15 protein-coding genes are annotated in these 19424 nt (G+C 72.7%); 4 read left to right on the top strand and 11 right to left on the bottom strand.

Going from position 1 to position 19424, the window contains the following annotated elements:
* Positions 1-127: 127 nt before the first annotated feature.
* Both ACWCQ6_RS11010 and ACWCQ6_RS11005 read left to right on the top strand, forming a co-directional pair.
* Positions 128-1237 carry a citrate synthase 2 gene (locus ACWCQ6_RS11010; RefSeq protein ID WP_451087694.1) on the top strand — a complete coding sequence of 370 codons (1110 nt, stop codon included), beginning with the start codon at positions 128-130 and terminating at the stop codon, positions 1235-1237.
* 279 nt (positions 1238-1516) lie between these two features.
* Positions 1517-2161: a hypothetical protein gene (locus ACWCQ6_RS11005; RefSeq protein ID WP_451087692.1), complete on the top strand. Its 645-nt coding sequence runs from the start codon at positions 1517-1519 to the stop codon at positions 2159-2161.
* A gap of 414 nt (positions 2162-2575) precedes the next feature.
* Here the strand turns inward: ACWCQ6_RS11005 and ACWCQ6_RS11000 are convergent, their stop codons facing one another.
* The 8 genes from ACWCQ6_RS11000 to ACWCQ6_RS10965 all read right to left on the bottom strand — a co-directional run bounded on the left by ACWCQ6_RS11000 (position 2576) and on the right by ACWCQ6_RS10965 (position 12928).
* Positions 2576-3169: a TetR/AcrR family transcriptional regulator gene (locus ACWCQ6_RS11000; RefSeq protein WP_451087690.1), complete on the bottom strand. Its 594-nt coding sequence runs from the start codon at positions 3167-3169 to the stop codon at positions 2576-2578.
* Positions 3157-3903, bottom strand: a complete 747-nt coding sequence (locus tag ACWCQ6_RS10995) for an enoyl-CoA hydratase family protein (RefSeq protein WP_451087688.1) — start codon at positions 3901-3903, stop codon at positions 3157-3159. The genes ACWCQ6_RS11000 and ACWCQ6_RS10995 overlap by 13 nt, the downstream gene beginning before the upstream one ends.
* Positions 3900-5525, bottom strand: a complete 1626-nt coding sequence (locus tag ACWCQ6_RS10990) for a 4-coumarate--CoA ligase family protein (RefSeq protein WP_451087686.1) — start codon at positions 5523-5525, stop codon at positions 3900-3902. Before ACWCQ6_RS10990 ends, ACWCQ6_RS10995 begins: the two co-directional genes overlap by 4 nt.
* Positions 5526-5591: 66 nt before the next feature.
* Positions 5592-6752, bottom strand: a complete 1161-nt coding sequence (locus tag ACWCQ6_RS10985) for an acyl-CoA dehydrogenase family protein (RefSeq protein WP_451087684.1) — start codon at positions 6750-6752, stop codon at positions 5592-5594.
* Positions 6749-8698 (bottom strand): acetyl/propionyl/methylcrotonyl-CoA carboxylase subunit alpha, encoded by a 1950-nt coding sequence (locus ACWCQ6_RS10980; RefSeq protein ID WP_451087814.1) that lies wholly within the window; start codon positions 8696-8698, stop codon positions 6749-6751. Before ACWCQ6_RS10980 ends, ACWCQ6_RS10985 begins: the two co-directional genes overlap by 4 nt.
* Before the next feature lie 116 nt (positions 8699-8814).
* Complete coding sequence (locus tag ACWCQ6_RS10975) at positions 8815-10413, bottom strand: acyl-CoA carboxylase subunit beta (RefSeq protein WP_451087682.1); 1599 nt, start codon at positions 10411-10413, stop codon at positions 8815-8817.
* A complete protein-coding gene (locus ACWCQ6_RS10970; RefSeq protein WP_451087680.1) occupies positions 10410-12134 on the bottom strand; it encodes an acyclic terpene utilization AtuA family protein in 1725 nt (574 codons plus the stop codon). Before ACWCQ6_RS10970 ends, ACWCQ6_RS10975 begins: the two co-directional genes overlap by 4 nt.
* A complete protein-coding gene (locus ACWCQ6_RS10965) occupies positions 12131-12928 on the bottom strand; it encodes a TIGR03084 family metal-binding protein (RefSeq protein WP_451087678.1) in 798 nt (265 codons plus the stop codon). The genes ACWCQ6_RS10970 and ACWCQ6_RS10965 overlap by 4 nt, the downstream gene beginning before the upstream one ends.
* Positions 12929-13101: 173 nt before the next feature.
* On the opposite strand from ACWCQ6_RS10965, the gene ACWCQ6_RS10960 reads away from it, so the two are divergent.
* Positions 13102-13344 carry a hypothetical protein gene (locus tag ACWCQ6_RS10960; protein ID WP_451087676.1) on the top strand — a complete coding sequence of 81 codons (243 nt, stop codon included), beginning with the start codon at positions 13102-13104 and terminating at the stop codon, positions 13342-13344.
* A gap of 194 nt (positions 13345-13538) precedes the next feature.
* Here the strand turns inward: ACWCQ6_RS10960 and ACWCQ6_RS10955 are convergent, their stop codons facing one another.
* On the bottom strand, positions 13539-13967 hold the full coding sequence (locus ACWCQ6_RS10955) for a DUF3592 domain-containing protein (RefSeq protein ID WP_451087674.1): 429 nt from the start codon (positions 13965-13967) through the stop codon (positions 13539-13541).
* A 78-nt stretch (positions 13968-14045) separates the two neighbouring features.
* Positions 14046-15026, bottom strand: coding sequence for an EamA family transporter (locus tag ACWCQ6_RS10950; protein WP_451087672.1), 981 nt, complete (start codon positions 15024-15026; stop codon positions 14046-14048).
* A 150-nt stretch (positions 15027-15176) separates the two neighbouring features.
* On the opposite strand from ACWCQ6_RS10950, the gene ACWCQ6_RS10945 reads away from it, so the two are divergent.
* Positions 15177-16076: a LysR family transcriptional regulator gene (locus tag ACWCQ6_RS10945; RefSeq protein WP_451087670.1), complete on the top strand. Its 900-nt coding sequence runs from the start codon at positions 15177-15179 to the stop codon at positions 16074-16076.
* 271 nt (positions 16077-16347) lie between these two features.
* Here the strand turns inward: ACWCQ6_RS10945 and ACWCQ6_RS10940 are convergent, their stop codons facing one another.
* A complete protein-coding gene (locus ACWCQ6_RS10940; RefSeq protein WP_451087668.1) occupies positions 16348-19179 on the bottom strand; it encodes an FAD-binding and (Fe-S)-binding domain-containing protein in 2832 nt (943 codons plus the stop codon).
* Between the last annotated feature and the right edge of the window lie 245 nt (positions 19180-19424).

Here is a 19424-nt window from a genome sequence, read left to right as displayed (position 1 = left end):
TGGTTCGGGGCGGTGCCGTTCCGGGGCGCTGTGCCGGATGTCACGCTTCCCCGCGTCGGGGGAAGCCGCCAATATCTTGGGGCGGGCCACTGTGGCCGCCGCAGAGCCGTCGACCGAGGGAGCCGCCATGTCCGACTTCGTACCGGGACTAGAGGGAGTCGTCGCGTTCGAGACGGAGATCGCCGAACCGGACAAGGAAGGCGGTGCGCTCCGTTACCGGGGTGTCGACATCGAGGATCTCGTCGGCCATGTGTCGTTCGGCAACGTCTGGGGCCTGCTGGTCGACGGGGCGTTCAATCCCGGTCTGCCGCCGGCCGAGCCGTTCCCGATCCCGGTGCACTCCGGGGACATCCGGGTCGATGTGCAGTCCGCGCTGGCGATGCTCGCCCCGGTGTGGGGTCTGAAGCCGCTGCTCGACATCGACGAGGAGACCGCGCGCAACGATCTGGCGCGGGCCGCCGTGATGGCGCTCTCGTACGTCGCCCAGTCGGCGCGCGGGCAGGGGCTGCCGATGGTCCCGCAGAGCGAGATCGACAAGGCGCAGTCGGTGGTCGAGCGGTTCATGATCCGCTGGCGGGGCGAGCCGGACCCCAAGCATGTGAAGGCCGTCGACGCGTACTGGACGTCGGCCGCCGAGCACGGCATGAACGCCTCGACGTTCACCGCCCGCGTCATCGCGTCGACCGGCGCCGACGTGGCGGCGGCGCTGTCGGGTGCGGTGGGTGCGATGTCGGGGCCGCTGCACGGTGGTGCGCCGTCCCGGGTGCTCGGCATGATCGAGGAGATCGAGCGGACCGGTGACGCCACCGCTTACGTGAAGAAGGCCCTGGACAAGGGCGAGCGGCTGATGGGCTTCGGGCACCGGGTCTACCGGGCCGAGGACCCGCGGGCGCGGGTGCTGCGGCGCACGGCCAAGGAGTTGGGCGCGCCGCGCTTCGAGGTGGCGCAGGCGCTGGAGAAGGCCGCGCTGGAGGAACTGCACGCGCGGCGCCCGGACCGGGTGCTGGCGACGAACGTGGAGTTCTGGGCCGCGATCATGCTGGACTTCGCGGAAGTTCCGGCGCACATGTTCACCTCGATGTTCACCTGCGCCCGTACGGCGGGCTGGTCGGCGCACATCCTGGAGCAGAAGCGGACGGGGCGGCTGGTGCGTCCCTCGGCGCGGTACGTGGGTCCGGGCACGCGCGACCCCCGGGAGATCGAGGGGTACGACCAGCTCGCGGATCTGGCGAACTGAGGCCCGGGTCCGGACGGACGGGAGACGCCCTCCGAGCCATGCCGCGCCCGTCACGCACCTGTGCCGCACCCCTCGCGCGCGCCCTGTGCCATGCCTGTGCCGTGCCTGTGGCGAGTCTGTGTCATTCCCGCCCCAGTCTGAGATGGCTTCGCGGCGCGCCTCGTTGACGCACCGCCGTCGTCGTGCCGCGTCGGCGCGTCCGGTCACATGGCCGGGCGCTTCGCCCAGTTGAACGTTCCGGCTGCCGTATGGGCAGCCCTCACTGCCAGTTAGGCCAAAATGACACACAAGGGACGTATCGTCTCCGCAGTTGCCCTCACCACCCTGGCGCTCGGGCTCACGGCCTGCAACGACGGCGAGGACGCGGCATCGGTGCAGGACTCGCCGCCGGCCTCCGCCCCGGCGTCGTCCGACCCGGGCAGCAAGAGCCCGTCCGCGGACCCCGGCGACGACGCTGCCGCTCCGGCCGGTGGTGACGTCGCCGCACCGGGCACGAAGTTCAAGATAGGTGACCGAGCGGTCCTGCCGTTCAAGTACGGGACCGACAAGAAGGGCACCGTCGCCGTGACCGTCACGGCGATCGAGAAGGGCGCCGAGGCCGACATGGCCTCCTTCGGTGACAAGGCGAAGGGCATGACGCCCTACTACATCCGGATGAAGGTGGAGAACGTCGGCGGCACCGACCTGTCGTACGCGTCGCTGAGACTGCGCGGCAAGCTGGAAGGCGGAGGCCCCACGGGCGTCATTCTGATCGGCGATCTCCCGGGCAAGTGCGACAGCGAGACGGCACCCCGCGACTTCACCACCAAGGGCGCGTCGTACGAGACCTGCTCGCTCAGCGCCACGAAGACCGATCCCATCGCGGTTGCCTCGTTCGAGGAGGGTGACGCGTACAGCGACAGCCCGGTCCTCTGGACCAGCTGATCAGCCGTTCCCGTGTCCGCGGGCTGGGCATCCCGTCCCTGACGGCATGCCCGGCCCGCGGCCCACGCTCTACAGCTTCCCGGCGAGGAGCACGGTGCGGTGGCCGCCCAGCTTGCGGCCGATCTCCCGGGTGAAGTCGGACGTGAGCTCCGCCCGGCCCCAGAACGTGAACCCGAGGTGCCCGCACGCGTAGTAGCCGTACTCCCAGCTCCACCGGTCGATCCCGGACGGCCGGGCACCTGCGGCGCGTCCGCTGCACGATCGGCGTCGGCGACGGGGTGCGGTGGGTGTTCCGCACCTTCTGGTCCCGTACCGCCCGGGACAACGAGTGGTGGGCGAACCGCCTCACGCCGGGAACGCCCCAGCCGGTGCAGACACCCGTGTCGACCACGCGCCTGCCCTCGGAGGGGCCCCTCACCCCAGCGCGTCCTCCACCAGCGCAGCCCACTGCGCCACGACCCTGCGGCGCCGGGCCGTGTCGTCGGTGAGGACGTTGGCCAGGCCCAGGCCGCGGGCCATGTCGAGGAGGCCCTGGACGGTTTCGCGTACTCCGGGTTTCGTCTCGTCGGCGGCGAGGAGTTCGACGGCGATGCGGTGGGTCTCGCGGCCGACGCGGGCTTCGAGTTCGGTGACGCGGGGGCGGAGTTGTGCCTCGTTGGAGGCGGCCACCCAGAGCTGGAGCGCGGCGCGGAAGAGCGGGCCGGTGTAGAGGTCGACGAGGGCGGCGATCACGTCCGTGCGGGCCTGGACGGGCAGGGCGCGCAGGGCGGCGGAGCGTTCCTCGGCGACGTATTCGACGGCCGCGGTGAACAGGTCCTCGCGGGTGGGGAAGTGGTGCTGGGCGGCGCCGCGCGAGACGCCCGCGCGTTCGGCGACGACGGAGACCGTGGAGCCCGCCCAGCCGTGTTCGGCGAGGCAGGCGACGGCGGCTTCGAGGAGCCTGCGGCGGGTGGCGCGGCTGCGGTCCTGCTTGGGGGTCCGGTCGGTGGGGGGCGTCACAACACCCATGCGGGGTCCCGTCGTTCGAGGAAGGCCGTCATTCCTTCCCGGGCCTCGGCGGAGGCGAAGAGGGCCGCCGAGCGGGCGATGAGGTCTTCGGCGTGCTGGTCGAAGTTGCTCAGCACAGTAGCTGTGACCAGCTCCTTCGATGCCGCCAGCCCCTGGGCGGACGCCTTGCGCAGTCCGTCCAGGACGGGTGCGAGTGCCTGGTCGATGTCCTCGGTGGACCCGACGGCGAGCGTGATCAGGCCGATGCGGGCGGCTTCGGTGGCGTCGAAGCGTTCTCCGGTGAGGTAGTAGCGGGCGGCGGCGCGCGGGTCGGTGCGGGGCAGCAGCGGCAGGGAGATGACGGCGGGGGCGAGGCCGAGCCGGGATTCGGTGAGGGCGAAGGAGGCTTCGGGGCCGGCCGCGGAGATGTCGCAGGCTGCGAGCAGGCCGAGACCGCCCGCCCGGACGTGGCCGGTGACCCGGGCGACGACGGGCTTGGGCAGGGCGACGATCCGCCGCATCAGCGCGACGAAGGCCGCCGGGTCGGACGGTGCGGTCAGGTCGGCGCCGGCGCAGAAGGTGTTGCCGGTATGGGTGAGGACGACGGCCCGTACGGTGTCGTCGGCCGCGCAGGCGTCCAGGGCGGCGGTGAGCTCGCTTACCAGGGCCGCGGAGAGCGCGTTGCGGTTGGCGGGCGAGTCGAGGGTGAGCGTGGTGATGCCCCGGTCGTGGGTGGGGTCGGCGAGCGCCGTCATGGTCGGTGGTCTCCTTGGCCGTTCGTGGTCCTGCGGATCTTCTCCCGGTCGCGCAGTTCGCGGCGGAGGATCTTGCCGGAGGTGGCGCGCGGGATCGCGTCGATGAATTCGGCCTGCCGGATCTTCTTGTACGGGGCGACGCGCTCGGCGACGTACGCCATGACGTCGTGCGGCGTGAGGTCCGGTGCGGACGGCCGGCGGACGACGTAGGCCTTGGGGACCTCGTTGCCGTCGGTGCCGTACACGCCGATGACGGCGGCGTCCGCGATCGCCTCGTGGCCGAGCAGCAGCGCTTCGAGTTCGGCGGGGGCGACCTGGTAGCCCTTGTACTTGATGAGTTCCTTGACCCGGTCGACGACGTACAGCCAGCCGTCGGCGTCGACGTGTCCTATGTCGCCGGTGTGCACCCAGCCGTCGGCGTCGATCATGTCGGCGGTGGCCTCGGGGAGGCCCAGGTAGCCCTTCATCACCTGCGGGCCGCGGATCAGGATCTCGCCGTCGGTGCCGGCCGGGGCGTCCTCGGGGGCGTCGCCGCCGAGCGGGGCGATCCGCATCTCGGTGCTCGGCAGGAGCCTGCCGACCGCGCCCGGGGGCGGGTTCTCGGCGGCGAGCGGGACGACATGGGTGGCGGGCGAGAGTTCCGTCATGCCGTACGCCTGGCGCACGGGCGGCAGTCCCAGGCGCTGGGAGCAGGCGGCGGCGAGCGCGGCGTCGAGCGGGGCGGCGGCGCTGACGACGTACTCCAGCGAGGACAGGTCGTACCGCTCGACCGAGGGGTGCTTCGCGAGGGCGAGGACGATCGGCGGGGCCACGTACAGGCCGGTGATCCGGTGCTTCTCGATCGCGGAGAGGAACTGGTCCAGGTCGAAGCGCGGCAGTACGACGACGGTGGCGCCCATCCGCAGCGGGGCGTTCATCAGGGCTGTGAGCCCGTATATATGGAAAAAGGGGAGTACGGCCAGGATGCGGGCGCCGGGGCCCATGGGTACGAGGGGGCGGAGCTGCTCCAGGTTGGTGCCCATGGAGCGGTGGGTGAGCATGACGCCCTTGGGGGTTCCGGTGGTTCCGGAGGAGTAGGGCAGGGCGGCGACGTCCTCGCCGGGGTCGACGGTGACGCGGGGTTCGGGGGCGGTGGTGGCGATCATGTCGAGTACGGAGGTGTGTCCCTCGGCCCGGTCGCAGACGAAGATCTGCTCGATCGAGCCGACGAGTGCGGCGGCCTCGCGCGCCGTCGCCAGGAGCGGGGAGACGGTGACGATCCAGCGGGCGGAGGAGTCGCGGAGCTGTTTTGCGAACTCCTCCGCCGTGGCCAGCGGGTGGACGGTGGTGACGGTGGCGCCGGCCCGGGTCGCGCCGAAGAACACGGCCGGGTAGGCAATGGTGTTGGGGCTGTGCAGGGCCAGGACGTCACCCTTGCGCACCCCGGCCTCGGCGAGCGCCGCGGCGATCTTGCGGTGGAAGGCGTCGAGTTGCCGGTAGGTGAGGGCGGAGCCGTCGTCCGTCCCGTCGATCAGGGCCACGGTGTCGCCGTACGCGGCGGTGGCCTCTCCCAGGACCGCGTCATGGATGGGCAGGTCGAGTACCGGTACGGCGGGGTAGTCGCTGTGGAACACGTGCACCATGGCGGATCCCTTCGGGGCGGCGGTGTGGGCGTCCGGGCGGCGGTGTCGGAGACAGACTGCCGTGGCTCAGTAGGACTTGGGGAGGCCCAGGGACTGGTGGGAGACGTAGTTCAGGATCATTTCCCGGCTGACGGGGGCGATCCGGGCGACGCGGGCCGCCGTGACCAGGGACGCGAGGCCGTATTCGCGGGTGAGACCGTTGCCGCCGAGGGTGTGCACGGCCTGGTCGACGGCCCTGACGCAGGCTTCGCCCGCCGCGTACTTCGCCATATTGGCGGCCTCGCCCGCGCCGATGTCGTCGCCGTCGTCGTAGAGCCGGGCGGCCTTCTGCATCATCAGCCGGGCCAGTTCGAGTTCGATGTGGGCCTGGGCGAGGGGGTGGGCGATGGCCTGGTGGGAGCCGATGGGTTCCTTCCACACCTGCCGGGTCTTCGCGTAGTCGACGGCACGGGCGAGTGCGTAGCGGCCCATGCCGATGCCGAACGCGGCGGTCATGATGCGTTCGGGGTTGAGCCCGGCGAAGAGCTGGAGGAGTCCGGCGTCCTCATCGCCCACCAGGGCGTCGGCGGGCAGTCGCACGTCGTCCAGGACCAGTTCGAACTGCTTCTCCGGGGCCTGGAGTTCCATGTCGATCTGCGAGCGTCCGAAACCGGGGGTGTCGCGCGGGACGATGAAGAGGCAGGGCTTGAGCTTGCCGGACCTGGCGTCCTCGGTGCGGCCGACGATGAGGGTGGCGTCCGCGATGTCGACGCCGGAGACGAAGACCTTGCGGCCGGTGAGCAGCCAGTTGTCGCCGTCCTTGCGGGCGGTGGTGGTGATGCGGTGGGAGTTGGATCCGGCGTCGGGTTCGGTGATGCCGAAGGCCATGGTGAGGCTGCCGTCGGCGAGGCCGGGCAGCCACTGCCGCTTCTGTGCCTCGGTGCCGAAACGGGCGATGACGGTGCCGCAGATCGCCGGGGAGACGACCATCATCAGGAGGGGACTGCCTGCAGCCCCCAACTCCTCCAGGACGATGGAGAGTTCGGCCATCCCTCCGCCTCCACCGCCGTACTCCTCGGGAAGGTTCACGCCGAGGTAGCCGAGCTTGGCGGCTTCGGCCCACAGTTCGCCCGGGTGGGCGCCGTCGCGGACGACGGAGGTCATGTAGTCGCGTCCGTAGCGCTTTCCGAGTGCGGCGACGGCGGCGCGCAGGGCCTGGTGCTCTTCGGTTTCGAGGACGGTGCTCATCGCTTCGGTTCCTCCTGTACGTCTTGCACGACGGCGAGCAGGGTGCCGACCTCCACCTGGAGGCCGGGTGCGGCGTGGAGTGCGGTGAGGGTGCCGGAGGCGGGGGCGAGGATGCGGTGTTCCATCTTCATCGCCTCCAGCCAGATCAGTGGCTGTCCGGCCGTGACCGCCGCCCCTTCGGCGAGCCCGTCCGCGACGCGGACGACGGTGCCGGGCATGGGGGCGAGCAGCGAGCCGGGTTCGGTCCGGTCGGTGGGGTCGGTGAAGCGGGGCAGGGCGGTGAAGGTGTACGAGCCGGTGGCGGTGTCCACGTACGCCTTGTCGCCGTGGACGGCGATGTCGAAGTGGCGGGTGATGCCGCCGGTTTCGAGGGTGACGCGGTCGGGCCCGGCGGCGACGACGCGTTCTCCGGTCTCGGGGACGGGGCCGGTGCGGGTGGTGCGGTATACGGCCTCGTGTTCGGTGCCGTCGGGTTCGGCGCGGTAGCGCTTGGTCCGGGGCTGCGAGGAGATGTTGCGCCAGGCGCCGAGGCGGACGGGGCCCGGTCCGGGGCCGTGCTGCCGGGCGGCGGCGTCGGCGAGCGCGGCGGCCAGGGCGGCGAGGCGCGGCCCGGCTTCGTCCGGGGCCGGGGTGAGGGCGTCCAGGTGGCGGTCGTAGAAGCCGGTGTCGAGGCGGCCGGCGAGGAAGTCGGGGTGGCGCAGGGACCGTACGAGCAGGTCGCGGTTGGTGACCGGGCCGTGGATACGGGCGCGTTCCAGGGCGCGGGCGAGGAGGCGTACGGCTTCGGTGCGGGTGGGGGCGTGGGCGACGACCTTGGCGAGCATGGGGTCGTAGTGCACGCCGATGGTGTCGCCGCCGGTGTATCCGGTGTCCAGGCGCAGTCCGGGTTCCTCGGGCACCTGGAGCGTGTGCAGTGCTCCGGTCTGCGGCTGCCAGTCGCGGGCCGGGTCCTCGGCGTAGAGGCGGGCCTCGACGGCGTGGCCGTGCGGTGCGGGGGGTGCGGTGGTGGGCAGTGGTTCGCCTTCGGCGATACGGAGCTGGAGGGCGACGAGATCGAGGCCGAAGACCGCTTCGGTGACGGGATGCTCGACCTGGAGGCGGGTGTTCATCTCCAGGAAGTACGGGCGTCCGTCGGCGGCGAGCAGGAATTCGACGGTGCCCGCGCCCCGGTAGCCGACGGCGTGCGCGGCGGCCGTGGCGGCGTCGTGCAGCCGGGTGCGCAGTCCGTCGTCGAGGCCGGGTGCGGGGGCTTCCTCGACGACCTTCTGGTGGCGTCGCTGGAGAGAGCAGTCGCGGGTGCCGAGCGCCCAGACCCCGCCGTGCCCGTCGGCCATGACCTGGACCTCGACGTGCCGGCCGCGTTCCACGTACGGCTCGGCGAAGACCTCGCCGTCCCCGAACGCGGCCGCGGCCTCGGCGGCTGCCGCCGTCAGCTCGGCGGGCAGGGCGGCGAGTTCGCGTACGACCCGCATCCCGCGCCCGCCGCCGCCCGCCGCCGCCTTGAGCAGCAGCGGCAGGTCGTCGGCGGTGGCCCGTTCCGGGTCGACGGGGGCGAGCAGCGGCACCCCGGCGGCGGCCATCAGTTCCTTGGCCCGGGTCTTGGACGCCATCAGCTCGATGGCCTTGACCGGCGGGCCCACCCACACGAGGCCGGCGTCCTGCACGGCGCGGGCGAATCCGGCGTTCTCGGAGAGGAAGCCGTAGCCGGGGTGGACGGCGTCGGCACCGGCCGCGAGCGCCGCGCGTACGACGAGGTCACCGCGGAGATAGGTGTCGGCCGGGGCGGCGCCCGGCAGCCGTACGGCGGTGTCGGCCTCCCGTACGTGCAGCGCGTCGGCGTCCGCGTCGGAGTACACCGCGACGGTGGCGATGCCGAGCGCACGGCAGGTGCGGAAGATCCGGCAGGCGATCTCGCCCCGGTTGGCCACCAGGAGCGATCGAATCATGGCTGGCATGAGGGAAAACTCTTTCCACTAGGACCCGCGACCATCGACTGGGGAAGCTGCGCGGCGGGCGACCGCCTCCGCGGGAGCGGCGGCGGTTCAGGCGCAGCAGGGCCGCCTCACATCCGGAAGACTCCGAAGCCGCCGCGGGCGCCCTCGACCGGGGCGGTGTGGATCGCCGACAGGCACATCCCGAGAACGGTCCTGGTGTCGCGCGGGTCGATGACCCCGTCGTCGTACAGCCGCCCGGACAGGAACATCGGCAGCGACTCGGACTCGATCTGCTGCTCGACCATGGCGCGCAGTCCGGCGTCGGCCTCGTCGTCGTAGGGCTGTCCCTTGGCGGCGGCGGAGGCGCGGGCGACGATGGACAGCACCCCGGCGAGCTGCTGCGGGCCCATGACGGCGGACTTGCTGCTGGGCCAGGCGAAGAGGAAGCGCGGGTCGTACGCCCTGCCGCACATGCCGTAGTGCCCGGCCCCGTACGAGGCGCCCATCAGCACGGACAGGTGCGGGACCTTCGAGTTCGACACCGCGTTGATCATCATCGCGCCGTGCTTGATGATGCCGCCCTGCTCGTACTCCTTGCCGACCATGTAGCCGGTGGTGTTGTGCAGGAAGACCAGCGGAATGTCGCGCTGGTTGGCGAGCTGGATGAACTGGGCGGCCTTCTGCGACTCCTCGCTGAACAGCACCCCCTGCGCGTTGGCGAGGATGCCGACGGGGTAGCCGTGGAGCCGCGCCCAGCCGGTCACCAGGCTGGTCCCGTACAGCGGTTTGAACGCGTCGAAGTCGGAGCCGTCGACGAGCCGGGCGATGACCTCGCGGGGGTCGAAGGGCACCTTCAGGTCGCCGGGCACGATGCCGGCCAGCTCGTCCTGGTCGTACTTCGGCGGCTGCGCGGGGCCGGGATCGGCGTGCGCCTTGCGCCAGTTGAGGCGGGCGACGATCCGGCGGGCCTGGCGCAGCGCGTCCTGCTCGTCGACGGCGAAGTGGTCGGCGAGCCCGGAGGTGCGGGCGTGCATCTCGGCGCCGCCGAGCGATTCGTCGTCGCTCTCCTCGCCGGTCGCCATCTTCACCAGGGGCGGTCCGCCGAGGAAGACCTTGGACCGTTCCTTGATCATGACGGTGTGGTCGGACATGCCGGGGACGTACGCCCCGCCCGCGGTCGAGTTCCCGAAGACGACGGCGACGGTCGGGATGCCGGCCGCGGAGAGCCGGGTGAGGTCACGGAACAGCGCCCCGCCGGGGATGAAGATCTCCTTCTGCGAGGGGAGGTCGGCGCCGCCCGACTCGACGAGGCTGACGCAGGGCAGTCGGTTGGCGAAGGCGATCTCGTTGGCCCGCAGGGCCTTCTTCAGGGTCCAGGGGTTGGAGGCGCCGCCGCGTACGGTCGGGTCATTGGCGGTGATCAGGCACTCCACGCCCTCGATCACCCCGATCCCGGTGATGATCGAGGCGCCGACCGTGTAGTCGCTGCCCCAGGCGGCGAGCGGCGAGAGCTCCAGGAACGGGGTGTCCTCGTCGATCAGCAGCTCGATCCGCTCGCGGGCCAGGAGCTTGCCGCGCGAGCGGTGCCGTGCGACGTACTTCTCCCCGCCGCCGGCCTGCGCCCTGGTGTGCTCGGTGGCCAGCTCGTCGAGTTTCGCGAGCATGGCCGCGCGGTTCGCGGCGTATTCGGGGCTCGCGGTGTCGAGCGCGGTGGGCAGGACGGTCATGCGTGTGCCTCCGGTGCGTGGACGGTCTCCAGCAGCGATACGGGTATGGGCAGGTGCCGGGAGCGCAGCCACTCCCCCACCGCCTTGGCCTGCGGGTCGAACCGGTGCTGGGCGGCGACACCCTCGCCGAGCAGCCCGTGGACGGTGAAGTTCAGGGCGCGGAGGTTCGGCAGGACATGGCGTACGACGGTGAGGTCGGCGGTCTCCGGCAGCAGTTCCCGGAATCGTTCGACGGTCAGCTCGTGGGCCAGCCACCGCCAGGCGTCGTCGTCGACGGCCCATACGCCCACGTTGGCGTCCCCGCCCTTGTCGCCGCTGCGGGCGCCCGCGATCCGGCCGAGCGGGGCGGGCCGGGTGGGGCCGGGGTCCGGCAGGGGTGCGGGCAGCGGCGGTTCGCCGGCGTCCCGGAGCGGGCGCGTGGCCGCGGCAGGCGCCAGGTCCTGCCGCCGCCCGTCGGGGAGCACGGCGATGTGCGGGACCTCGCCGGCCGGTACGTACCGCGCCTCGAACACCCCGTAGGGTGCGCCCTTGCCGGGCGGGGCGGTGACGTGGAAGCCGGGGTAGCTGCCGAGCGCGAGCTCGATCGCGGCGCCGGAGAGGGCGCGTCCGACGGTCTCCTGGTCCCGGTCGCGGACGACGAGCCGGAGCAGGGCGCTGGCGCTCTCCTCGGTGGCGGCGTCGGCCCGGTCGGTCCGGGACAGCTCCCACCGCACCTCGTCGGGTTCGGCGCCGGAGCGGGCGAACGCGTCGGCGAACTGTTCCCGCACCAGCTGCGCCTTGGCCTCGATGTCGAGGCCGGTGAGCACGAAGACGACCTCGTTGCGCCAGCCGCCGAGCCGGTTCAGCCCGACCTTGAGGGTGGGCGGCGGGGCCTCGCCGCGCACCCCGGTGATCCGTACCCGGTCGGGTCCGTCCTGGGTCAGCCGCACGGTGTCGAGCCGGGCGGTGACGTCCGGTCCGGCGTACCGGGCGCCGCCGGTCTCGTACAGCAGCTGGGCGGTGACGGTGCCGATGTCGACGACGCCGCCGGTGCCGTCGTGCTTGGTGATGACGGACGAGCCGTCGGCGTGGATCTCGGCGACGGGGAAGCCGGGCCGGCGCAGGTCGTGGCCCCGGAAGAACGCGTAGTTCCCCCCGGTGGCCTGGGTGCCGCACTCCAGGACGTGTCCGGCGACGACGGCCCCGGCGAGCGCGTCGTGGTCGCCGGGTCCCCAGCCGAACCGGGCGGCGGCGGGTCCGGTGACGAGGGCCGCGTCGGTGACCCGTCCGGTGACGACGACGTCCGCGCCCGCGTCGAGGCAGGCGGCGATCCCGGCGCCGCCGAGGTAGGCGTTGGCGGTGAGGAACCCCTCGGGCACGGGGAGGCTGTCGCCCTCCACATGGGCGACGCGCACGGGCACGCCCACCTTCTGTGCCAACTCCCTTACCGCGTCGGCCAGTCCGGCCGGATTGAGCCCTCCTGCATTGGTGACGATCTTCACCCCCCGCTCGTGGGCGAGCCCGAGGCCCTCTTCGAGCTGGCGCAGGAAGGTGGTGGCGTATCCGCGAGCCGGGTCCTTGAGGCGGCTACGGCCGAGGATGAGCATGGTCAGCTCGGCGAGGTAGTCCCCGGTGAGGACGTCGAGCGGGCCTCCGGTGAGCATCTCGCGCACGGCGTCGAAGCGGTCGCCGTAGAACCCGGAGGCGTTGCCGATCCGCAGCGGTGCGTCCTGCCCGGTCACTCGGCGCCGCCCCGGGGTGCGCGGCCCGCTCCGGCGGGTCCGGCGAACGCCTGGGCGATGCCGAGCCACTGGTCGGCGTCGGGGCCGGTCGCCCGGACGGCGAGGTCGTCGCGGTGGGCGCGCCGGGTGACGAGGAGGCAGAAGTCGACGAGCGGGCCGGTGACGCGCTGCGGTGCGTCCTCGGGCCCGAACGCGATCAACTCACCGCCCGGGGCTTCGAGTTCGACCCGGAACTCCTCCTCGGGCGCCGCGATCCCCCGTACCAGATAGGCGTAGTCGCGGGCCCGCACCCCGATCCGGGCGACGTGCCGCAGCCGGGCGGTGGGGGCCCTGGTGACCCCGAGGGCGTCGGCGATGTCCTGGCCGTGCGCCCAGGTCTCCATGATCCGGGCGGTCGCCATGGACGCGACGCTCATCGGCGGCCCGTACCAGGGGATGCGGGTACCCGCCGGAGCGTCCCGCAGCACCGCCTCCAGCCGCTCCCGCTCGGCGCGCCACCGCGCGAGCAGCGCCTGAGGGGCCAGGGCGGCAACGATCTCCTCGGCGCCCCGGTCGACGAAGGACTCGGGAGCCTCCAGGGCCTTGGCCGCCTCGCCCGCGAAGGCGTCGGCATCGGTGGCGGCCAGCAGCGCGACCTCGTCGGTCCAGGTGAGATGGGCGATCTGGTGCGCGATGCTCCAGCCCGGGGCAGGCGTCGGCGCGGACCACTGCTCTGCGGTCAACTCCCGTACCAGTACGTCAAGTTCATCGCTCTCGTCGCGCAGATCGTCGATCACGGCTGCGACTTCGGACACGGTGCGCTCCCCTCGGGGCGTGGCGGTGTGCCCAGGAGCATGACAGCGGAGCAATAAACAAGCAAGCATGCTTGCATTATTTTCCGCAGGACCTTTTACTCTCACAGGGGGCGCCGGGGCCGCGCGGCGTTACGCTCGTCGCCATCGACGAACGACGCGCGGGGGCGACGTACATGGAGCGTTCGAGAGGGCCGAGCCGTCGTGCCTGGCCGGCGCTGGGCATCGGCACCGCGGCGGCGGCCGCGGTCGGGGGAACGCTGCACGCGTCCACCGACGACCCCGTGCCGGACCGCGAGCGGGTACGGACGGACGTCGCCCCGCTGCGACGCAGGTTCGGCGGGGCGAGGCGGCCGGGCGAGGCGAAGCGGCCGCGAGGCGGCCGGGTGAGGCGAAGCGGCCGCGGGGCGGCCGGGTGAGGCGAGGCGGGCAAGGCCGGGCGAGGCGAGGCGGCCGGGCAAGGCCGGGCGCGGGGCGGCCAGGCGAGGCGGGCGGGCGGGCGAGACCGGGCGGCCCGGCGAAGGGGCGGTTCCTTCTCGAACGGGCCACGGACAGCCTGTACTTCGACGCCGTCAACCCCGCATGAGCGGCAGCCGGACGGCTCCGGGCGTGCTCAGGGTACGAGGGCGATGACGACCGCCGTGACCAGGGCGAAGAAGCTGCCCGCCCCGGTGATCAGGGCCTTGGCGTGGCGCATTCCGAAGGACGGGGCCCGGGTGGTCGCGTCCTCCGGGTTCGCGGCGCCGTAGTAGACGGTCACGAAGTCGCCCAGGGCCGGGGTGAGGCGCGACTGGCGTTCCTCGAAGCTGACGGTGCGCCCGTCGTCCGTGCGGAACTCCAGGGTGGGGTGGGTGTACGCGAGGGGGCCGCCCTCGGGGCTCTGGACCTCTTCGGTGCGCAGGGAGATGCACCGGGCCTCGGCGGTGAGCCCCTCGGCCCAGGCGACCCGGAGCCGGGGGCCCTGGAGCTGCCGGTCCAGGTTCCTCCCGAACATCACGGCCGCGCCGACGGCGAGGACGAAGTAGGCGGCGGCGATGACCATGGCTCCCCCGGCGTGTTCCGTGAACGGGCCGTCATGATCCCGCGCGCGCCGCGGGTCGGCAAGGGCCCGCCCCGGGCCTCAGGCGCGTTCGCGGGGACTCGCGCGCCGCGCCTGGCTCCGCACCGCGCCCATGCTCGCCCCGATGACGAGCGCGATCGCCAGCGCGTCGGTGGCCGTGAGGGCCTGGTCGAGGACGAGGAAGCCGGCCGCGGCCGCTATGGCCGGCTCCAGGCTCATCAGGATCGCGAAGGTGGGCGCGGGCAGACGGCGCAGCGCCATGAGTTCGAGGGTGTACGGAAGCACCGAGCTCAGCAGCGCCACCGCCGCGCCCAGCCCCAGCGTGGACGGGACCAGCAGCTTCGAGCCCGACTCCGCGATGCCGAGGGGCAGCGAGAGGAGCGCGGCGACGACCAGGGCCAGGGCCAGGCCGTCCGCCTGGGGGAAGCGGCGGCCGGTGCGGGCGCTGAAGACGATGTAAGCCGCCCACATCGCGCCCGCGCCCAGGGCATAGGCGGCGCCCACCGGATCGAGTCGGTCGAAGCCGCCGCCGCTCAGCAGCACGACGCCGCCCAGCGCGAGCCCGGCCCAGACCAGGTTGATCAGGCGGCGGGACGCGAACACCGAGAGGGCGAGCGGGCCCAGCACCTCCAGAGTCACGGCCACGCCCAGCGGGATACGGTCGACCGCCTGGTAGAAGAGTGTGTTCATGCCGCCCATGGCCAGCCCGAAGGCGAGGACGGTACCCCAGTCGGCGCGCCGGTAACCGCGCAGCTTCGGACGGCAGACGACCAGCATGACGAGCGCGGCCACGGCCAGGCGCAGGGTGACGACGCCGAGCGCACCGGCCCTCGGCATCAGCAGGACCGCGACGGCGGAACCGAACTGGACGGAGAGGCCGCCCGCGACCACCAGCGCGACCGGGGCGAGCGCCGCGCCCCGGCCCCTGGGGCCCACGGGGCCCGCCGCGTCGCCCAGGGCGGGGACCGCCTCGGGTACGGCGGCGGCTGCGGCCCGCTCCATGGCGGCAACGGCCCCTGCTGCACTGCGCTGGTCGTTCACCTGCGGTGTTCCTCCCGAATACGACAGTTCAATTCAATGCACTGTTCGATTGAACGCACTGCACTATGTCCGTGCGGTACGTCCTCTTACGGTAGGTACCTCCGTGTGCCATGTGAAATGTCGATCGCGCTGCGGTTATGCTCCCCGCACATGAGCATCGGGCGTTCCGGACAAAGCGTTGGCCGCGGTATCGAAATGCGGCATCTGCGCGCCTTCCTCGCCGTGGCCGACGAGGGCAACGTCACCCGCGCCGCCGCCCGACTCCGCCTCACCCAGCCCGCGGTCTCGCGCACCCTCGCCGCCCTGGAGCAGCATCTCGGCGTCCGGCTCGTCGACCGGTCCACCCACCATCTCGCCCTCACCCCTGAAGGCGTCGCCTTCCGGGACAAGGCCGCCGCCGCGGTCGCCGCCTTCGACGAGGCGCTCGCCCCGGGCGGGCTGCACCACTGGCCGCTTCGGCTCGGACACGCCTGGTCGGCGTTCGGCCCGTACACCACGCCGCTGCTGCGCCGCTGGCAGGAGCTGTATCCGCAGACCCCGCTCGAACTATTGCGGATCGACGACCGCACCGCCGGGCTGACCCGCGGCGAGGTCGACGCCGCGCTGCTGCGGGGGCCCGTCGAGGCGCCCGGCCTCGTCACCGAGGTGCTCTACGACGAGGACCGGGTGGCGGCGGTGGCTGCGGACGGGGTACTCGCGGGCCGTACCACGCTCCGGCTCGCCGATCTGGCGGGCGAGACCGTCGTCCTCAACACCGTCTCGGGCACCACCACCGTCGATCTGTGGCCGCCGGACGGGCGGCCCGTCGCCATTCTCACCGTCGCCAACACCGACGACTGGCTGACCGCCATCGCGGCGGGGCGCGGGGTCGGGGTCTCCGCCGCGTCCACCGCCGCCATGCATACGCACCCCGGGGTCGCCTACCGGCCGCTGGTCGACGCCCCGAGCGTTCCGGTGCTGCTCGCCCGGCGGGATGTTCCGGGGCATCCCGCCCTGCCGAAGCTGGTCGCGCTGGCGCGCGAGGTCGTGGGGCGGGGCGGGGCGGGGTGACCGGTCTTCCCTCCGCCGCGGAGGAACGACGGACGGGCGGGGTGACACGGAGGCTGTCGGCGAACGTGACACCTGGGTGCGCGTTCGACACGTTCCGCCGACCAACAGAGGAAGCCGCCGCAGCCGGGTGAACACGCCCTCCCGAAGCTCAAAACCCGAGGCCCGAAACCCGAGGCCCTAAGCCCGGCTCTCGGCTCTCGGCTCTCGGCTCCCGGCTCCCGGCTCCCGGCTCCCGAAGCTCGGACCCTTGCCGCCCGCCGCCGCCCGCCCCTCAGCCGCAGGGCGCACCCGGTTCCGGCGGCAGCCCCTCCGCCAGCAGCTCCGCCAGGTGCCGTGCCCGTACGCCGCCCAGCTGGTCCAGCTGGGTCCGGCAGGAGAAGCCGTCCGCCAGGAAGGCCGTGCCCGGTTCGGACGCCCGCACCGAGGGCAGCAGGCTCTCCTCCGCGCAGGCCGCCGACACGTCCCAGTGGCCCCGTTCGAAGCCGAAGTTTCCGGCCAGGCCGCAGCAGCCGCCGCTCAACTCGCCGGTCAGCCCGGCGCGTTCACGCAGCCGGCGTTCCGCCGCGTCGCCCAGGACGGCGTGCTGGTGGCAGTGGGTCTGGCCGGCGACCGGGCGGTTCAGGCGGGGTGGCTGCCAGTCGGGGGCGTACTCCTCCAGGTACTGGGCCAACGTCCGCACCGACGCAGCAAGTTCGGCGGCCCTCGGGTCGTCGGGGAGGAGTTCGGGAAGGTCGGTACGGAGGGTCGCGGCGCAGCTCGGTTCGAGGACGACCACGGGGGCGCCGAGCGTGCCGCCCAGCCGGTCCAGGGTGCGGCGCATGACCTTGCGGGCCTTGTCCAGCTGGCCCGTCGAGACGTACGTCAGGCCACAGCACAGCCCGCGCCCGGCGGGGATCGCGTGGCGGCCCGCTGCCTCCAGGACCAGCACCGCCGCCCGGCCCGCCTCGGGCGAGAGGTGTTCGGTGAAGGTGTCGGGCCAGACCATGGCCACCTCGTCGTTCGAGAAGACGAACGTGCCTTTGCCCCGGCGCCGGTTCAGCGACCGGGTGAACGTCTCCCGCGCCAGGACCGGAATCCCGCGCTCAGGCGCGATGTCCGCCATCCGCTTGGCGAGGGCGGCGAGGAGGCGCACCCGGGCCAGGGCATTGAGGGCGGGCGCGAGCGGGGCGGCCAGGCGCAGCCAGGTCGGCAGCCGGCCCATCGTGTAGTGAGCGGCCGGGCGCAGCCGCCGCCGGTAGTGGTGGTGCAGGAACTCGGCCTTGTACGTGGCCATGTCGACGCCCACCGGGCAGTCGCTGCGGCAGCCCTTGCAGGACAGGCAGAGGTCGAGCGCCTCGCGTACCTCCGGCGACCGCCAGCCGTCCGTGATCACCTCCCCCGCGAGCATCTCGTGCAGCAGCCGGGCCCGGCCGCGGGTGGAGTGGGCCTCCTCGCCGGTCGCCCGGAACGACGGACACATCACGCCCGCGCCTTCCTGCTGTGCCGTACGGCATGCGGCGACGCCCACGCAGCGGCGTACCGCCGCCGAGAAGTCGCCGCCGTCGTGCGGGTAGCCGAGCGCGACATCCACCGGGCGTTTCGGCAGCACTCCGAAGCGGAGGTTCTCGTCGAGCCGGGCGGGGCGGGTGAGGATGCCGGGGTTCATGCCGCCGTCCGGGTCCCAGATGTCCTTGAAGCGGGAGAAGAGGGCGACCAGCTCGTCCCCGTACATGCGCGGGAGCAGTTCGGCACGGGCCTGGCCGTCTCCGTGTTCGCCGCTCAAGGATCCGCCGTGCGCGACGACCAGGTCCGCGAGGTCCTCGGAGAAGCGGCGGAAGCGGGCCACGCCCTTTGTGCTCAGCAGGTCGAAGTCGATCCGGACGTGGATGCAGCCGTCGCCGAAGTGCCCGTACGGAGTGCCGCGCAGCCCGTGTCCGGCGAGCAGGGCGCGGAAGTCACGGAGGTACGGGCCGAGGCGGGCGGGCGGCACGGCGCAGTCCTCCCAGCCGGGCCAGGCCTCCGTGCCGTCCGGCATCCGGGTCGCGGTGCCCGCCGCGTCCTCCCGGATGCGCCACAGGGCCCGCTGCCCGGCCGGGTCGGTGACGACGGTGCCGTCCAGCGCGTCGGCCTTCCGCAGGACGCGCTCGGCGTGCGCCCGCGCCTCGGCCGGGGTGGCGCCGCCCGTCTCGACGAAGAGCCAGGCACCGCCGCGTGGCAGCCCGGCCGGTTCACGTACGAGATCGGCGGCCATGCCCTCGACGGTGAGCGGTTGGTGCGGGAGCAGGCCGGGGGCGGCTTCGGCGGCCGCGGCCTCGTCGGTGTAGCCGAGTACGGCGAGGGCGCGGGCGGCCGGTGCCTCGACCAGCCGCACGGTCGCCTCCGTCACCACGCCGAGCGTCCCCTCGCTGCCGCAGAAGGCGCGGGCGAGGTCGGTCCCGCGCTCGGGCAGGAGGGCGTCCAGCGCGTATCCGGAGATGCGGCGCGGAAGTCCGGGGAATCCGGTGCGCAGCAGGGCGAGGTTGGTACGGATCAGTTCGGGAAGGCCGGTCAGGGACTCGGGGACCGTTCCCCGGCCCAGCCGCAGGGTGTCACCGCCGCAACGGGTCACGTTCAGGGCACGCACGTTGTCGGCCGTGGTGCCCCAGGCGACCGAGTGCGCACCGCAGGAGTTGTTGCCGATCATGCCGCCCAGCGTGCAGCGGCTGTGCGTGGACGGGTCGGGGCCGAAGGTGAGGCCGTGCGGGGCGGCGGCGGCGCGCAGCTCGTCCAGGACCACGCCCGGCTGGACGACGGCGGTGCGGGAGCCTGGGTCCAGCTCGACGATCCCGCGCAGATGGCGGGTGAGATCGAGCACGACGCCGGTGCCGGTGGCCTGTCCCGCGATGGAGGTGCCGCCGCCGCGCGGCACCACGGGGACCCCGTGCGCGCGGCAGACCGCGAGGGCGGCGGCCACATCGTCGGCGTCGCGCGGGAAGACGACGCCGAGCGGTACGCGGCGGTAGTTGGAGGCGTCCATTGTCGTCAACGCCCGTGCGGTGGCTTCGAAGTCGGCCTCCCCGCGGACCGCGGTGCGCAGGGCCTGTGCGAGTTCGGCGCGTTCCGTCGGATTCCGGTGTGCGGGCATGGCGCCCAGGATGCCGTCTGACCGGGCCACTGGGCCGCCCGGCACCGCTCGTTTCCCCTGAATACGTCAATACGTCGGAATACGTCGGACGCGTAGTCACATATGTAACAGAGAACGCGACAAGACCTTCCCAAAGCGAGCGTCAATTCTCATATAGTGACCGAGACTTGCCTTGGAATTGTCAGCTCCAGTTGCCGTATTCAGCCCGGCGGTTCCAAACTGTCCCGATCTGTACCGTTCAACTT

This window comes from Streptomyces sp. NPDC001880 (assembly GCF_053594575.1).
This window is presented reverse-complemented; position numbering and strand designations above follow the sequence as displayed.

Bases quoted from the DNA above. Each gene is read 5' to 3' on its own strand.
- ACWCQ6_RS10945 (WP_451087670.1), top strand. From the start codon at position 15,177: ATGAGCATCGGGCGTTCCGGACAAAGCGTTGGCCGCGGTATCGAAATG.
- ACWCQ6_RS10975 (WP_451087682.1), bottom strand. From the start codon at position 10,413: ATGACCGTCCTGCCCACCGCGCTCGACACCGCGAGCCCCGAATACGCC.
- ACWCQ6_RS10990 (WP_451087686.1), bottom strand. From the start codon at position 5,525: ATGGTGCACGTGTTCCACAGCGACTACCCCGCCGTACCGGTACTCGAC.
- ACWCQ6_RS11000 (WP_451087690.1), bottom strand. From the start codon at position 3,169: ATGGGTGTTGTGACGCCCCCCACCGACCGGACCCCCAAGCAGGACCGC.
- ACWCQ6_RS10985 (WP_451087684.1), bottom strand. From the start codon at position 6,752: ATGAGCACCGTCCTCGAAACCGAAGAGCACCAGGCCCTGCGCGCCGCC.
- ACWCQ6_RS10995 (WP_451087688.1), bottom strand. From the start codon at position 3,903: ATGACGGCGCTCGCCGACCCCACCCACGACCGGGGCATCACCACGCTC.
- ACWCQ6_RS11010 (WP_451087694.1), top strand. From the start codon at position 128: ATGTCCGACTTCGTACCGGGACTAGAGGGAGTCGTCGCGTTCGAGACG.
- ACWCQ6_RS10940 (WP_451087668.1), bottom strand. From the start codon at position 19,179: ATGCCCGCACACCGGAATCCGACGGAACGCGCCGAACTCGCACAGGCC.
- ACWCQ6_RS10955 (WP_451087674.1), bottom strand. From the start codon at position 13,967: ATGGTCATCGCCGCCGCCTACTTCGTCCTCGCCGTCGGCGCGGCCGTG.
- ACWCQ6_RS10980 (WP_451087814.1), bottom strand. From the start codon at position 8,698: ATGATTCGATCGCTCCTGGTGGCCAACCGGGGCGAGATCGCCTGCCGG.
- ACWCQ6_RS10960 (WP_451087676.1), top strand. From the start codon at position 13,102: ATGGAGCGTTCGAGAGGGCCGAGCCGTCGTGCCTGGCCGGCGCTGGGC.
- ACWCQ6_RS11005 (WP_451087692.1), top strand. From the start codon at position 1,517: ATGACACACAAGGGACGTATCGTCTCCGCAGTTGCCCTCACCACCCTG.